We start from the raw sequence: 14855 nt of genomic DNA on the forward strand, positions 1-14855 counted from the left end.
TCTGACGAACCTGCAGGAGCTCGGCCTGGGGACCGATCCGCAGGACGCCGACACCGACGGCGACGGGAGGCCGGACGGCTGGGAGGTCGACCACGGCCTCGACCCGCTCGACCCCGCGGACGCCGCGCTGGACCCCGACGGCGACGGCCTGACGAACCTGCAGGAGCTCGGCCTGGGGACTGATCCGCAGGACGCCGACACCGACGGCGACGGGGCCGGCGACGGCGCCGAGGTGGCCGCCGGGACGGACCCGCTCGTCGCGAACACGGGGGACACCGACGGTGACGGCCTTCCCGACGTCGACGAGATCACCGTCCACGGCACCGACCCGAGCTCGCCCGACACGGACGGCGACGGGCTGCCCGACGGCTGGGAGGACGACCACGGCCTCGACCCGCTCACGGCCGACAGCGGGCTCGACCCGGACGGCGACGGCCTGACCAACGCCGAGGAGCACGCTGCGGGGACCGACCCGCAGGCCGCGGACACCGACGGGGACGGCCTGCCGGACGGGTGGGAGGTCGACCACGGCCTCGACCCGCTCACGGACGACAGCGGGCTCGACCCGGCCGGCGACGGTCTGACCAACGCCGAGGAGCACGCTGCGGGGACCGACCCGCGGGCGGCGGACACCGACGGGGACGGGCTGACCAACGTCGAGGAGCACGCTGCGGGCACCGACCCCCAGGCCGCGGACACCGACGGCGACGGGCTGCCCGACGGCTGGGAGGTCGACCACGGCGTCGACCCGCTGGACCCGGCGGACGGTGCACTGGACCCGGACGGGGACGGGCTGACCAACGTCGAGGAGCACGCCGCGGGCACCGACCCCCAGGCCGCGGACACCGACGGCGACGGCCTGCCCGACGGGGGGGAGGTCGACCACGGCCTCGACCTGCTCGACCCCGCGGACGCCGCGCTGGACCCGGACGGCGACGGCCTGACCAACGCCGAGGAGCACGCTGCGGGCACCGACCCCCAGGCCGCGGACACCGATGGCGACGGCCTGCCCGTCGGGTGAGAGGTCGACCACGGCCTCGACCTGCTCGACCCCGCGGACGCCGCGCTGGACCCGGACGGCGACGGCCTGACCAACGCCGAGGAGCACGCCGCCGGCTCGGACCCGGGCTCGCCCGACACCGACGGCGACGGGATGCCGGACGGGTGGGAGGTCGACCACGGCCTCGACCTGCTCGACCCCGCGGACGCCGCGCTGGACCCCGACGGCGACGGCCTGACCAACGCCGAGGAGCACGCCGCCGGCTCGGACCCGGGCGCGCCCGACACCGACGGCGACGGGATGCCGGACGGGTGGGAGGTCGACCACGGCCTCGACCCGCTCGACCCCGCGGACGGTGCGCTCGACCCGGACGGTGACGGCCTGACGAACGTCGAGGAGCACGGCGCGGGCACGGACCCGCAGGACGGCGATACCGACGCCGACGGGATGCCCGACGGGCGGGAGGTCGCTAACGGCCTGGACCCGCTCGACCCGGGCGATGCCGCGCTGGACCCGGACGGTGACGGCCTGACGAACTACGCCGAGCACGGTGCGGGGACGGACCCGCAGGACGGCGATACCGACGCCGACGGGATGCCCGACGGGTGGGAGGGCGATAACGGCCTGGACCCGCTCGACCCGGCCGATGCCGCGCTGGACCCGGACGGTGACGGCCTGACGAACGTCGAGGAGCACGCCGCCGGCACCGACCCGGGCTCCGCCGACACCGACGGTGACGGCGCGTCCGACGCCCTGGAGAGCGTCGACCTCGACCAGGACGGCACCCTCGACGCGCTCGACGACACGATGACGCTGGCACGGAACGCGGTGGGCGACGGAGTCGTGGCGGTGGCGGTCGACGCGTGCACGATCGATCGCGCGGGCCACGCGACGGAGGCGGGCACCGGCACCGACGACCCCGCGTACGCCTACCCCGTGGGAGTGTTCGACTTCCGGCTCGCGTGCGTCACCCCCGGGGAGTCGGTCGACGTCACCCTGTACCTCGCGGCCGTCGCGGATGCCTCCGGCTGGACGTCGCGCAAGCTCGTCGACGCCTGGGGCGACGGGCCGTCACTGGTCGCCGGCACCACGCCGGCCGCCACCGGCACCGTCTCGACGCTGTCGTACACGATCACCGACGGCGGGCCGTGGGATGCGGACGGCGTCGTCGACGGCGCGATCATCGACCCGCTCGGACCGGGCGTGGCCGAGGTGCCGCCCGACGGCGGCCCCGGAGACGGCGGGACGACCGGCGGCGGTGGCGGGGGAGCCGGCGCCGGTGGCGGCGGGACGGACGACGGCCCGGCAGCGCGCGGCGGTCCGGGCCTCGCCGTGACCGGCGGGACCGTCCTCGGATGGGGATTCGTCTCCGTCGCGGTGGCGCTGATCGTCGCGGGAGGGCTGCTGGTGCGGCGGCCGGGGAGTCGCGGCTCGCGGGGCTGACTGCGTGCCGGCGCGCGGGGCTGACTGCGTGCCGGCACGCGGCCGACCGGGCACGGGTCATCCGGGCGCGGTTCGGGCGCGGGTCGCGCGTACGGACCGCGGCGGACAGGCGCCCGGACGACCGCCGTTCACCGCCCGGCCTCCCCGGCCGGTTAGCCTCGAGGGACTGCCGCCCGGCACCTCGACGACAGGAGCACCTCGTGACCCGCCACACCGACCTCCCGGCCGCCGTCCTCTGGGACATGGACGGCACGCTCGTCAACACCGAGCCGCTGTGGATGGCCGCCGAGACCGAGCTCGTGGAGTCGTGGGGCGGCACGTGGACGCATGAGGACGGGCTCACCCTGGTCGGCAACCCCATGAAGGTCTCCGCGGAGATCCTCCAGGGCCGCGGCGTGGGCCTGCCGGTCGACGAGATCGTGGACTTCCTCAACAAGCGGGTCGCCGCCGCGGTCGCGGAGAGCACTCCGTGGCAGCCCGGGGCCCGGGAGCTGCTGTCCGCGCTCGCCGAGGCCGGCGTGCCGCAGGCGCTCGTGACGTCGTCCTACCGCGAGCTCGCCGAGCCCTTCGCGCAGGTGGCGGGGGTGTTCGCGGCGGTCGTGGCCGGTGACGAGGTGCAGCGGCCGAAGCCGGACCCCGAGCCGTACCTGCTGGCCGCCGAGCGGCTGGGCCTGGCGGTGACGGACTGCGTGGTGGTGGAGGACTCCCCGGCGGGCATCACGTCGGGCGTCGCGTCCGGCGCCCGGGTGCTGGCCGTCGAGGTCTTCCGTGAGCTGCCGGACCTGCCGGGTCTGAGCACGACGTCGTCGCTCGAGGACGTGACCGTGGCCGACCTGGTGCGGATCGCGCAGGGCAGCGTGCTCGACCTGCTGCGCTGACCGGGCTGCCCGGCGACGCCCGCGGTCAGGAGGCGCGGGCGACCGGGGTGATCCCGATCGCGCGCTCGACGGCGCCCTCCGGGATCTCCGGCGGGGTGCCGCCGAACGCCGGGCACACGGCCTGGTGCGCGCACCAGTCGCAGAGCCGGGACTTGCGGGGCCGCCACTCGCCGGTGCGCGCCGACTCCTCGATCTGCGCCCACAGCGCCCGGAGCCGCTGCTCGAGGGTGCGCATCTCCGCCTCGGACGGCGCGTGCCGCAGGATCTGGCCGTCGCCGAGGTAGACGAGCTGCAGCAGCGCGGGCAGGACGCCCCGCTCGCGCCAGAGCACGTAGGCGTAGAACCGCATCTGGAACAGCGCGGAGCCCTCGAAGCCCGGGTTCGGCGACTTGCCGGTCTTGTAGTCGACGACCCGCAGCGCGCCGTCGGGGGCGACGTCCAGCCGGTCGACGATGCCGCGGAGCTGCGGGCCGTCCTCCAGCAGCGTCGTGACGGCGAGCTCGCGGTCACCCGGCTGCAGCCGGTTCGGGTCCTCGAGGGTGAAGTACGTGTCGAGCAGCAGCCGCGCGCTCCCGAGCCACGCCTCCCGCTCCTGCTCGTCCGCGAACAGCGTCACGACCTCGGGCGAGCGCTCCAGCAGCCGGTCCCACGCCTCGGGGACCAGCGCGTGCGCGGCCGCCGGCGTCCGCTCGCCGAGCGGCAGGTCGTACAGCCGCTCCAGCACGCTGTGCACCAGCGTCCCGCGGGCGGCCGCGGAGCTGGGCGGCTCGGGCCGCTTGTCCACGACGCGGAGCCGGAACAGCAGGGGGCACTGCTGGAAGTCGTTGGCGCGCGACGGCGACAGTCCGGGCACGCGCGGCTCGGGCGCGACCTCGACGTCGCCGGCGTCGGAGCCGTCGACGGACACGGGCGCGAGCAGCTGCGGGTCGGTCGTCGTCACGCGGACGAGACTACGGCCGACCACCGACACCCCCGGTCAGCCGCGCCCCGTAACCTGTCGCCCGTGGCAGACAGAACGCGGGGCTGGGTGATCGGCCGGGTCGCCGGGTCGCCGGTCGTCCTGAGCCCGAGCAGCCTGCTGGTCGTGGCGGTGATCGCGGTGGTCTTCGCGCCCTCCGTGCGGATGCGCGCACCGGGTCTCGGCACGGGGTCGACCTACGTCGTCGCGCTCCTGGTCGGCCTGCTCCTGCTGCTGTCGGTGCTGGTGCACGAGCTCGCCCACGGCCTCACGGCGCGGGCCCGCGGCCTGCAGGTGCGCGAGTACGCCCTGACGCTCATCGGCGGGCACACGGCCTTCGGCGGGCGGATCACCCCGGGCACGCAGGCCCTCGTCGCGGTGGTCGGTCCGATCGCGAACCTGCTGCTCGCGGGGCTGTTCTGGGTCGCCGGCGGCCTGGTCGACCCGCGGGGGCTCGCCGCGCTCGTGCTGTACGCGGCGGCGTACTCCAACGCCTTCGTCGGCCTGTTCAACCTCGTGCCGGGCCTCCCGCTCGACGGCGGCATGGTGCTGGAGGCCGCCGTGTGGGGCGCGAGCGGCGACCGCCGCCGGGGCGCGCTGGTCGCCGGCTGGTCGGGCCGCGTCGTCGCCGTCGGGTTCGCGGTGTGGGTGGTGGCGCTCCCGCTGACGCGCGGCGCCACCCCGGACCTGTGGTCCGTGGCGTGGGGGGCGCTGATCGGCGCGTTCCTGTGGACGGGCGCGTCCGAGGCGATCCGCGGCGCGCGCCGGGGGCGTGCGGTCGACGCGCTGCACGTCGGATCGGTCGGGGTGCCGGCCGTCGCGCTGCCGGCGACGGCGGTGCTGGCCGAGGCCGACGCGGCGCGCGGGCGGACGGGCGCGAACGCGGTGGTGCTGCTCGCACCGGACGGGCGACCGGCCGCGTACGTCGACCCCCAGGCCGCGAACGCGGTGCCCCCCGCCGAGAGGGCGGGCGTGCCGCTGACGGCCGTGGCGGTCACGCTGCCCGCCGGGGCCGTCGTCGACGCCGGGCTGCACGGTCCCGCGCTGGTGCAGGCCGTCGCGGCGGTGTCGCGGTTCGCGCCCGTGATGGTGGCCGTCCACGAGGGACGTGTCGTGGCCCTGCTGCGCAGCGCGGACGTCGCCGCCGCCCTGCGCTCCTAGACTCGACCCCCGTGACCGACGACACCGCCCCCGCGACCGCCCCCCAGCCGACGGGCGCCGACCAGCGCCGCGGCCTGCTCCGGGTGGGGGAGCGCGTCCAGCTCACCGACCCGCGCGGGCGGCTGCACACCATCACGCTCGCGCCGGGCGCGACGTTCCACACCCACAAGGGCTACTTCCGCCACGAGGAGCTGATCGACGCGCCGGAGGGCACCGTCGTCACCAGCAGCGGCGGCGTCGAGTACCTCGCCCTGCGGCCGCTGCTGTCCGACTACGTGCTGTCGATGCCGCGCGGCGCCGCCGTCGTCTACCCGAAGGACGCCGGGCAGATCGTGCAGATGGCGGACATCTACCCGGGCGCCCGGGTGGTCGAGGCGGGCGTCGGGTCCGGCGCGCTGACGATGTCGCTGCTGCGCGCGGTCGGCGACGGCGGGCGGCTGCACTCCATCGAGCGGCGCGAGGACTTCGCGGCCATCGCCCGGGGCAACGTCGAGACGTTCTTCGGCGGGCCGCACCCCGCGTGGCGGCTGTCGGTCGGCGACCTGGCGGACGTGCTCCCGACGGCGGAGGCGCCCGGCGAGGTGGACCGCGTGGTGCTCGACATGCTCGCGCCGTGGGAGAACCTCGACGCGGTCGCGACCGCGCTGGCGCCCGGCGGCGTGCTCATCGCCTACGTCGCGACGGCCACGCAGCTCTCCCGCCTCGCGGAGGACGTGCGGGCCGACGGCCGGTACACCGAGCCGCAGGCGTGGGAGTCGATGGTCCGGGGCTGGCACCTCGAGGGGCTGGCCGTGCGGCCGCAGCACCGGATGATCGGCCACACCGGGTTCCTGCTGACCACCCGCCGGCTGGCCGACGGCGTCGAGCCGCCGCTGCGCAGGCGCCGGCCCGCCAAGGGCTCGCAGCCCGGCGAGGCCGCCCTGGTCGACGAGGTGGGGGACGTGGTCAGCAGCCGGTCGTTCCAGGACGTGCCCGACGCGCAGTGGACGCCCGAGGCCCTGGGCGAGCGGGCGGTGTCCGACAAGAAGGTGCGCCGGGTGCGCCGCGACGTGGGCCAGGCGCCCGAGGCGGACTGACCCGCCCGGCCCGACGTGCCCGACCTCCCCAACCTTCCCGACCCGGGCGCCCCCGGCGAGGCGTCCGCCCAGCGATTGACACGGGTGGTTAGGGTCGGTCCACGAATGCCGCACAGCGCCGTGGGGTCGACACGGATCGGAGGCACCGCGATGACCGAACCGACAGCTCGCGACCTGCAGCGCGAGCTCGCCCTGCTGGGCGCGAAGAACGAGCGGCTGTCCGACGCGCTCGTCGCCGCGCGCGACCAGATCATCGAGCTCAAGCGCCAGATCGACGACCTCGCGAAGCCCCCGGGGACGTTCGCGACGTTCCTGACCGCCCGCGAGGACGGCACGGTCGACGTCGTGTCCGCGGGCCGCAAGATGCACGTCGGCGTCAGCCCGGCGCTGGACGTCCACCGGCTGCGGCCGGGCCAGGAGGTCATGCTCAACGAGGCGCTCACGGTCGTCGAGGCCGGCGGCTACGAGCAGGTCGGCGAGCTCGTGACGGTCAAGGAGCTGCTCGGTCGGGACCGCGCGCTGGTGGTCGGACGGGGAGACGAGGAGCGCGTCGTCCGGCTCGCGGGCCAGGTCATGGACGGCTCCGTGCGGGTCGGCGACGCACTGACCGTCGAGGCGCGCAGCGGGTTCGTGTTCGAGCGGGTGCCCCGGGCGGAGGTCGAGGACCTGGTGCTCGAGGAGGTCCCGGACATCGACTACGCCGACATCGGGGGCCTCGGGCCGCAGATCGAGCAGATCCGCGACGCCGTCGAGCTGCCGTTCCTGCACCCGGAGCTGTTCCGCGAGCACGGCCTCAAGCCGCCGAAGGGCGTGCTGCTGTACGGCCCGCCCGGGTGCGGCAAGACGCTCATCGCCAAGGCCGTCGCCCACTCCCTGGCGGCGACGGCGGCGGTCGCGCGCGGCGAGCAGGTCACGGAGGCGAAGTCGTACTTCCTCAACGTCAAGGGCCCCGAGCTGCTCAACAAGTACGTCGGCGAGACGGAGCGGCACATCCGGCTGATCTTCTCCCGGGCCCGCGAGAAGGCGTCGCAGGGGCACCCGGTCGTCGTGTTCTTCGACGAGATGGAGTCGCTGTTCCGCACCCGCGGCACCGGCGTCTCCAGCGACGTGGAGACGACGATCGTGCCGCAGCTCCTCGCGGAGATCGACGGCGTGGAGCGCCTGGAGAACGTCATCGTCATCGGCGCGTCCAACCGCGAGGACATGATCGACCCGGCGATCCTGCGGCCCGGCCGGCTCGACGTGAAGATCAAGATCGAGCGCCCCGACGCCGAGGGCGCCCGGGAGATCTTCGCGAAGTACCTCACCCCGGACCTGCCGATCCACGCGGACGACCTGCGCGAGCACCACGGCTCGGCCACGGACGCCGTCGAGGCGATGATCTCGCGGGCCGTCGAGCGCATGTACTCCGAGAACGAGGAGAACCGGTTCCTCGAGGTCACCTACGCCAGCGGCGACAAGGAGATCCTGTACTTCAAGGACTTCAACTCCGGCGCGATGATCCAGAACGTCGTGGATCGCGCCAAGAAGTCCGCGATCAAGGACCTGCTCGCCACCGGCCAGCGCGGCCTGCGCGTCGAGCACCTGCTGACGGCCTGCGTGGACGAGTTCAAGGAGAACGAGGACCTGCCGAACACCACGAACCCCGACGACTGGGCGCGCATCTCCGGCAAGAAGGGGGAGCGCATCGTGTTCATCCGCACGATCGTCCAGGACAAGAAGGGCGAGGAGGCGTCGCGCCGCATCGAGAACGTGACGAGCACGGGGCAGTACCTGTAGCGGCTCGCGCGGGACGCCGGACGGCGCCGGTCGAGGGGTCCTCGACCGGCGCCGTTCCGCGTGTCAGGCCCGCTCGCGCCGGTAGAGCGCCCGCGACCAGGCGTACCCGGCCGCACCGACGATGACGCACCACCCGAGGGCCAGCAGCGTGGTGGAGGTGTCGGGCGCGGTGCCGGTGAGCAGGGCGCGCGTGGTCTCGATGACGGGGGTGAACGGCTGGTACTCCGCGAACCAGCGGACGGCCGCCGGCATGGTGTCGACCGGGACGAACCCGCTGCCGAAGAACGGGAGCACCGTCAGCAGCATGGGCGTGTTCGACGCGGTCTCGACCGAGCGGGCGGACAGGCCGAGCGCCACGCACAGCCACGTGAAGGCGGCGGTCGCCACCGTCAGCAGGCCGGCCAGCGCGAGCCAGCCGAGCGGCCCGGCGTGCGGGCGGTAGCCGATCGCGACCGCGATGCCGAGCACGAGCGCGACGGCGAGCAGGCCCTGGACGACCGTGCCGAGCACCGGCCCGCCGAGCACGGCGCCGGGGGACACGACCATCGTCCTGAAGCGCGCCATGATGCCGCTGGTCGCGTCCATGGCGGAGGTGATGGCGACGCTCTGGGCCGCCCCGACGACGGCGAACAGCAGGATCGCCGGGGTGATGTAGTCGAGGTACGCCGCGCGGCCGTCGGCGCCCGGCGCCGCGCCCGGGACGACGCCCGCGCCGAACGCCCCGCCGAACACGTAGACGAACAGCAGGAGCAGGGCGACCGGGATCGCGACGGTGAACCCGGTCAGGCCCGGGTAGCGCACCGCGCGGAGCAGGTTGCGGCGCAGCATCGTCAGGGTGTCGGCCACGGGCCGGGTGGTGGGGGCGACGGACGGGCGCGGCGCCTGGGCCGCAGCGGTCGCCGCGGTCATCACGCCACCTCCGTCGCGGCGGTCGGCTCGGTCAGCCGCAGGAACACGTCGTCGAGCGACCCGGCGTCGTGGGCGGACTTGAGCTCGGCCGGCGTGCCCTCGGCGACGACGCGCCCGCCGTCCAGGACGGCGACGCGGTCGGCGAGCAGGTCGGCCTCCTCGAGGTACTGCGTCGTCAGGAGGATGGTCGTCCCGCCGGCCACGAGCGCGCGGACCTCGTCCCACAGCGCCCGGCGGCTGCGCGGGTCGAGGCCGGTCGTCGGCTCGTCGAGGAACACCACGGCGGGGTCGCCGACGAGGGTCATCGCCAGGTCGAGCTTGCGGCGCATGCCGCCCGACCAGGTGGACACGGGCTTGCGCGCGGCGTCCGTCAGCCCGAACCGGGTCAGCAGCGCCCCGGCGCGCTCCCGGCCCTCGCGGCGCCCGAGGTGGTGCAGGGCGGTCATCAGCCGCAGGTTCTCGGTCCCGGTCAGCAGGTCGTCGACGGCGGAGACCTGCCCCGTCACGCCGATGGCGGCACGGACGGCCTGCGGCTCGGCGACGACGTCGTGGCCGGCGACGCGGACGGTGCCGGCGTCCGGCGCGAGCAGCGTCGCGAGGACGCCGACGGTGGTGGTCTTGCCGGCGCCGTTGGGCCCGAGCAGGGCGGTCACGGTGCCGGCGGGGACGGCCAGGTCCACGCCGTCCAGGACGACGTGGTCGCCGTAGGACTTGCGCAGGCCGCGGACGTCCACGGCGAGGTCGGTGTGCACGGCGGTCTCCTTCCGGGTCGGGTGGTGCGGTGAGCGGTCGCGGGTCGCGCCCGTCACGGACGGCGGACGACGACGTCGCCGTAGCCGGTGGACGCGTGGACCTCGGCGGTGGCCTCGTCCTCGACGGGGCCGGCCGCGGGGGTGAGCTGGTTGCGGACGGCCCCGTGCTGGGACGCGACGTCGAGCCAGGCGGCCGTCCCGTGGGGGACCCCGACCTCGATCGACCCGTAGGAGGTGCTGAGGTCGACGCTGCCCGACTCCACGCGCTCGACGCGGATGCCGGCGTGGGCGGAGCGGGCGGTGAGCGTCCCGGTGACGCGGCCGACCGCGATGTCGCCGTGCGCGCCGACGACCTGCAGCGTGCCGGTCACGGCGTCGACGGTGGTGGTGCCGTTGCTCGCCCGTACGGTGCCCTCGCCGGCGACGTCGGCCAGGCGGACCGAGCCCGCGCTCGCGCGGACCGCGACCGGGCCGGTCACCCGGCGCAGGACGACGGTGCCCGCGGCGGCGCGCAGGTCGACCCGGTGCGCCTCGTCGACGCGCGCGTCGCCGGCGCTCAGCGCCAGCTCCACGGCGCCGAGGCGGCCCTCGGTCAGGACGCTGCCTGCCTTGCCGCGCACGTCGGAGCCCTCCGGGAGCTCGACGGTGACGGACGCGGTGCCCGCGCTGAACGGCAGCAGGTACTGCTTCCAGGCGCCGGGCCAGTCCACGGTGACGGTGCCGTCGTCGTGCTGGACCCGGACCTCGGCGGCCGCGCGGCGGCTGCCGGAGGACGACGGGTCGGCGGGCAGGACGGTCACGACGACGTCGTCGCGCTCGCCGGCGACGACGTGCAGGGCGGCGACCGGGACGTCGACGGCGAGGACGACCGGGGCGGGTGCGGGGAACGTGGGCATGACGGCTCCAGGGGCGGTGTGCGGGGACGACGACGGGCGCGACGGCCGGGCCTGACGGGCCGGCCTCGCGGTGGGGCGAGGGAGCGGGTGGGCGGGGGTCCGCCGGTCAGCGCACCCAGCCGGTCAGCCGGGTGCTGCCTGCCGGGTCGGACCGGGGTCGCAGGGAGGGTCGGTCGGGCTGCGGCTCGAGAGCGGCGGCGACCGCCCGCACGAGCCAGGAGTTGACGGAGAGGCCGTCGCGGGCGGCGGCGACCTCGACCTGCGCCTTGAGGTGGTCGGGCAGGCGCAGCGTGGTGCGGGTGGTGGTGCCCTCGTCGGCCTCGGGGGCCACGGGGCCCGGCGCGGCGGCCGGCGGGACCGCCGGCGCCGGCACGGACGGTGCCGGCGCGGCGGGGGAGTCCACGACGAACTCCGGGTCGCCGCCGCGCAGCCGGACGTCCACGGAGCCAGGCGCGAGCTCCGCCGAGATCTCACCGGCGGCGGTCGACAGCGCGTCGAGCAGCACGAGGCGCACGGCGGCGTCGAGCGGTGCGGTGAGCTGCTCGGCGAGCCGGCGGGCGTCGTCGCCGGCGGTCCCGGCGGCGGTGGCGAGGCGGTCCCGGAGGTCCTGGACGTACGGGTCGAGGTGCATGACGTCAGCATGACACCATCGGTGGTGTCATGCAAGGGTCATGTGGTGTCGCGCGTGGTGTCGCCGCACGACGAGGCAGCGCATCGTGTTCATCCGGCCCGGCCTCGCCCGGCGCTGGTGTCAGTCGTGCCGGACGGCGAGCGCGGGGCTGATGCGCGACGCGCGGGACGCGGGGTGCAGGGAGGCGACGACCCCGACGGCGAGCCCGAGCGCCGGCGCGGGGAGCGCCCACGTGGGATCCAGGTCGACGGACCACGAGCTCGCGGCCGCGACGACCACGACGACGGAGAGCCCGACCGCCGTGCCGGCCGCGCCGCCGAGCAGTCCCGTCAGGGCGCCCTCGGCGACGACGACGCGGGTGACCTGGCCGCGGGAGGCACCGAGCGCGCGACGGAGCCCGATCTCCGGCGTCCGGGCGGTGACGGCGCTGGCCGTCGAGTTGGAGATGAGCAGCGCCGTGATCGCGAGCAGGAGGGCCCCGATCCAGGCGACGAGACGGGCGAACTGGGCCGACACGCCCTGCCGGAGGGACTCGAGCGCGACCACCGGTGACGTCACGAGCAGGTCGGGTCGGTCCGGTCGCACGACGGCCCGGACGACCTCCGCCACGGACGGGCCGCCGCCGACCTCCGAGCGGACCAGGAGCGTGGCGCGCGCGTCCGAGCCCAGGCGCTCGACCCCCTGGAGGTACGGCACGACGATGCTCGCGGCGAGGGCCTCGTCCCGGGTGGTGAGGTAGCCCACGACCTGCACGGTGGCCCCGTCGATCTGCACCGTGAGGCCGGTCGGGTCATCGACCACGGGGACGCCGAGCGCGTCGGCGGCAGCCAGTCCGAGCAGGGCCACGGGCTCGGAGCCGTCGAGGAGCCAGACGGGGGCCTGGCCCGCGCCGCTGTCGCGTGCTGCGAGGTACCCCGACGTCGCGGCGAGGACCGGGACGTCCACGGGTCCGGTCCCGGGCAGCCGCGTGACGAGCCCGTCGACGAGGCCGTCGAGCTCGAGGACGCGCCCTGCCTCCCGGACGAGCGTGAGCTCCCGGACCCGGGCCTCGGTGTCGTCCGGGAAGACGTCCTCGGCTCCACCGGCGCGCGCCGACGCCGCGGCGGAAACGGTGAGCGAGTCGACGGTCGAGGCGGCGAGGTCGGCGGCGATCTGGTCCCGCGCGGTCGCCGAGATGCCTGCCGACGACACCAGCGCGCCGGTCGACAGCGCGACACCGACCAGGATCGTCACCGCCCGCGACCTCGCGACCACAAGCTCGGCCGTGACGTCGTCCACCAGGTCGGTCCAGGAGGTCCGCAGCCGGCTCACCGGCGGTCACCTGGGTCCGTGTCGTCCGACGGGAGCAGCTCCCCGTCACGGAGCCGCAGCGCGCGGTCCGCCCAGCGCGCGACGCGGTCGTCGTGGGTGATGACGACGACGGCGACACCGTCCTGCGCCTGGCTGTCGAACAGGTCCAGCACGGACGAGGCGTTGTCCGGGTCGAGGTTTCCGGTCGGCTCGTCCGCCAGGATCACCGCCGGTCGGGAGACGATCGCGCGGGCGCAGGCGAGGCGCTGCTTCTCTCCTCCGGAGAGCAGGCGTCCCTCGGCGTGCGCGCGAGCGGAGAGGCCCACCCGCTCGAGCGCCGCGGCCACCTGCTGCCGGCGACCGGAGCGGTCCGTGCCGAGGACGGCCAGCTTGAGCGCGACGTTCGCGGCGCACGAGCGGCGGCCGAGCACGTGGTGGTCCTGGAAGACGAAGCCGAGGTGGACGGCGCGGAATGTGTCGCGCTCCCGCCGGGAGAGCGAGGTCGTCTCGCGACCGAGCAGCGAGAGACGCCCGGCGGTCGGCTCGTCGAGCAGTCCCAGCAGGTTCAGGAGGGTCGACTTGCCGGCACCGGATCGCCCGGTGATCGCGACCCGCTCGCCGTGGTGCACCGCGAGGTCGACGCCCGTGAGCACGGGGACGGGAGGTGAGGCGTCGTAGGTCTTGGCCAGGCCGGCCGCGTGCAGGGCGGGTGCCGTCACGGTGCCCGACCGAGCAGGACGTGGTCGCCGACCTCCAGCGCGCCGTCCTCCGGGAGCTCGAGCAGCGCGAACCCGTCAGCCGTCCGGCTGACGACGACGGGCACCGCCCGGGTCTCGGGCACGTCGGGATCGGCGGGACGCGGCTCGACCAGGAGCACGAACGACCCGTCGCCCTCGCTGCGGACCGCCACGATCGGCACCGCCAGGCCGGACTCGATCTCGGGGGCGCCGTCCGGCACCGCGACCACGGCGGCTCCCGAGTCGATCGTGACCGGGGCGTCTACCGGGAAGGCCAGGGTGACGTCGAACCCGGGCACCCGGTCGTCGTCCTGGTCGGAGGTGAACTCGCCCCGCGCGACGACCGTGGCGGGCATGCTCGCTCCGGGGTCGTCGGCGGCCTGCACCTCCACGCTCGTCCCGACCGGGAAGGCGTCGTCGTGCTCGACGCCGACGCGCAGCACCGCGGACGGTGCCCCGGCGCGCAGCCGCACGGCGGGGGTGGTGGTGTCCACGAGCGTGTCGGGCGCCGCGGCGTGCACCACGGTCGCCGTCCCGGTGGGGATGCGGACGATCTCGGCCGCGGGCAGCGGCGTGTCCGCGGCGGCGGCCGTGTCGGCGGCCTCCTGCCGCGCCGAGGCGACGAGGGCGGCAGCGGCAGACAGGTCGGCCTCGGCCTCGGACGTGGCCCCGCTCGTCCCCGCCTCTCGGACGACGTCGTCCCGGATCTGCCTGGCTCGTCGTTCGGCCGCGACGGCCGCCTCGAGCGCGATCCGGGCGTCCTGCGCGGCCAGCACCAGGTCGTCGGCGGCACCGGGCGGGTCGGCCCCGGCCTGCCGGTACAGGTCCCGGACGGCGGCGGACGTCCGGGGCCCGAACTGGCCGTCGGCTCCCCCGGAGTACAGGCCGAGGCCCGTCAGCGACTGCTGGAGCGCGGCGACGTCCGCCCCGGTGTCGCCCGGGACGAGGTCACGGTAGAGGCGGAACGGCAGCTCGAGCACGAGGACGGGTCTGCCCGAGACCTCGGCGACGCGCGCGCCTGCCGGCACCACCTGGCCGGCCTCGACCGGTGCCGCGGTCACGACGGCGACGGAGTCCCCGTGGCCGGACGGTGCGTCCACGATCGCGCCGACCTCGAGCGTCCCCACCGCCTGCGGACGATCGACCGGGAACTCCCGCCACTCGACCTCCAGCGTGGTGGTCGAGGCGCGCTCGGAGTTCGCCGAGGCGGCCTCCCACGGCGACCGCACCAGCGAGCCGACGACGAAGGCGCACAGCGTGACGGTGAGCGAGCACACCAGCCACCACAGCAGCCACCCGCGGCGTGGCGGCGCTCCGTCGGAGGCGGAGGGACGGCCCGGCATCC

The 14855-nt window shown here is 75.7% G+C and carries 13 protein-coding genes and 1 pseudogene; 6 read left to right on the plus strand and 8 right to left on the minus strand.

Features of this window, described 5'->3' with window-relative positions:
* From AAHH18_RS13420 to AAHH18_RS13430, 3 genes and pseudogenes are all read left to right on the plus strand, one after another.
* Positions 1–1021: pseudogene (locus tag AAHH18_RS13420) on the plus strand (hypothetical protein); the annotation flags it as partial.
* A gap of 45 nt (positions 1022–1066) precedes the next feature.
* The gene (locus AAHH18_RS13425) at positions 1067–2443 is read left to right on the plus strand and encodes a choice-of-anchor U domain-containing protein (protein ID WP_459349136.1); all 1377 of its coding nucleotides are present in this window, start codon (positions 1067–1069) and stop codon (positions 2441–2443) included.
* Positions 2444–2643: 200 nt separating this feature from the next.
* Positions 2644–3321: an HAD family hydrolase gene (locus tag AAHH18_RS13430; RefSeq protein WP_343301965.1), complete on the plus strand. Its 678-nt coding sequence runs from the start codon at positions 2644–2646 to the stop codon at positions 3319–3321.
* A gap of 25 nt (positions 3322–3346) precedes the next feature.
* Here the strand turns inward: AAHH18_RS13430 and AAHH18_RS13435 are convergent, their stop codons facing one another.
* Positions 3347–4261 carry a RecB family exonuclease gene (locus tag AAHH18_RS13435; RefSeq protein ID WP_343301966.1) on the minus strand — a complete coding sequence of 305 codons (915 nt, stop codon included), beginning with the start codon at positions 4259–4261 and terminating at the stop codon, positions 3347–3349.
* Between the two features lie 63 nt (positions 4262–4324).
* Here AAHH18_RS13435 and AAHH18_RS13440 point away from each other — a divergent pair, with 63 nt between their 5' ends.
* The 3 genes from AAHH18_RS13440 to arc all read left to right on the plus strand — a co-directional run bounded on the left by AAHH18_RS13440 (position 4325) and on the right by arc (position 8295).
* Complete coding sequence (locus AAHH18_RS13440) at positions 4325–5440, plus strand: site-2 protease family protein (protein WP_343301967.1); 1116 nt, start codon at positions 4325–4327, stop codon at positions 5438–5440.
* Between the two features lie 11 nt (positions 5441–5451).
* Positions 5452–6516, plus strand: a complete 1065-nt coding sequence (locus AAHH18_RS13445) for a tRNA (adenine-N1)-methyltransferase (RefSeq protein ID WP_343301968.1) — start codon at positions 5452–5454, stop codon at positions 6514–6516.
* Positions 6517–6666: 150 nt separating this feature from the next.
* Positions 6667–8295, plus strand: coding sequence for a proteasome ATPase (gene arc, locus AAHH18_RS13450; RefSeq protein WP_343301969.1), 1629 nt, complete (start codon positions 6667–6669; stop codon positions 8293–8295).
* 63 nt (positions 8296–8358) lie between these two features.
* Here the strand turns inward: arc and AAHH18_RS13455 are convergent, their stop codons facing one another.
* The 7 genes from AAHH18_RS13455 to AAHH18_RS13485 form a co-directional block, all read right to left on the minus strand.
* The gene (locus AAHH18_RS13455) at positions 8359–9204 is read right to left on the minus strand and encodes an ABC transporter permease (protein ID WP_343301970.1); all 846 of its coding nucleotides are present in this window, start codon (positions 9202–9204) and stop codon (positions 8359–8361) included.
* The gene (locus AAHH18_RS13460) at positions 9204–9956 is read right to left on the minus strand and encodes an ABC transporter ATP-binding protein (RefSeq protein ID WP_459349134.1); all 753 of its coding nucleotides are present in this window, start codon (positions 9954–9956) and stop codon (positions 9204–9206) included. The genes AAHH18_RS13455 and AAHH18_RS13460 overlap by 1 nt, the downstream gene beginning before the upstream one ends.
* Before the next feature lie 53 nt (positions 9957–10009).
* Positions 10010–10852 (minus strand): DUF4097 family beta strand repeat-containing protein, encoded by an 843-nt coding sequence (locus AAHH18_RS13465; protein WP_343301971.1) that lies wholly within the window; start codon positions 10850–10852, stop codon positions 10010–10012.
* A gap of 106 nt (positions 10853–10958) precedes the next feature.
* Positions 10959–11483 carry a histidine kinase gene (locus AAHH18_RS13470; RefSeq protein ID WP_343301972.1) on the minus strand — a complete coding sequence of 175 codons (525 nt, stop codon included), beginning with the start codon at positions 11481–11483 and terminating at the stop codon, positions 10959–10961.
* A 120-nt stretch (positions 11484–11603) separates the two neighbouring features.
* Positions 11604–12794 (minus strand): ABC transporter permease, encoded by a 1191-nt coding sequence (locus AAHH18_RS13475; RefSeq protein ID WP_343301973.1) that lies wholly within the window; start codon positions 12792–12794, stop codon positions 11604–11606.
* Positions 12791–13492, minus strand: coding sequence for an ABC transporter ATP-binding protein (locus AAHH18_RS13480; protein WP_343301974.1), 702 nt, complete (start codon positions 13490–13492; stop codon positions 12791–12793). Before AAHH18_RS13480 ends, AAHH18_RS13475 begins: the two co-directional genes overlap by 4 nt.
* Positions 13489–14853, minus strand: coding sequence for a peptidoglycan-binding domain-containing protein (locus tag AAHH18_RS13485; RefSeq protein ID WP_343301975.1), 1365 nt, complete (start codon positions 14851–14853; stop codon positions 13489–13491). The genes AAHH18_RS13480 and AAHH18_RS13485 overlap by 4 nt, the downstream gene beginning before the upstream one ends.
* Positions 14854–14855 lie beyond the last annotated feature (2 nt).

The sequence above is a fragment of the Cellulomonas olei genome (assembly GCF_039548315.1).
In the GTDB taxonomy this organism is placed as follows: Bacteria; Actinomycetota; Actinomycetes; order Actinomycetales; family Cellulomonadaceae; genus Cellulomonas.

Bases quoted from the DNA above. Each gene is read 5' to 3' on its own strand.
- AAHH18_RS13485 (WP_343301975.1), bottom strand. From the start codon at position 14,853: ATGCCGGGCCGTCCCTCCGCCTCCGACGGAGCGCCGCCACGCCGCGGG.
- arc (WP_343301969.1), top strand. From the start codon at position 6,667: ATGACCGAACCGACAGCTCGCGACCTGCAGCGCGAGCTCGCCCTGCTG.
- AAHH18_RS13455 (WP_343301970.1), bottom strand. From the start codon at position 9,204: ATGACCGCGGCGACCGCTGCGGCCCAGGCGCCGCGCCCGTCCGTCGCC.
- AAHH18_RS13470 (WP_343301972.1), bottom strand. From the start codon at position 11,483: ATGCACCTCGACCCGTACGTCCAGGACCTCCGGGACCGCCTCGCCACC.
- AAHH18_RS13465 (WP_343301971.1), bottom strand. From the start codon at position 10,852: ATGCCCACGTTCCCCGCACCCGCCCCGGTCGTCCTCGCCGTCGACGTC.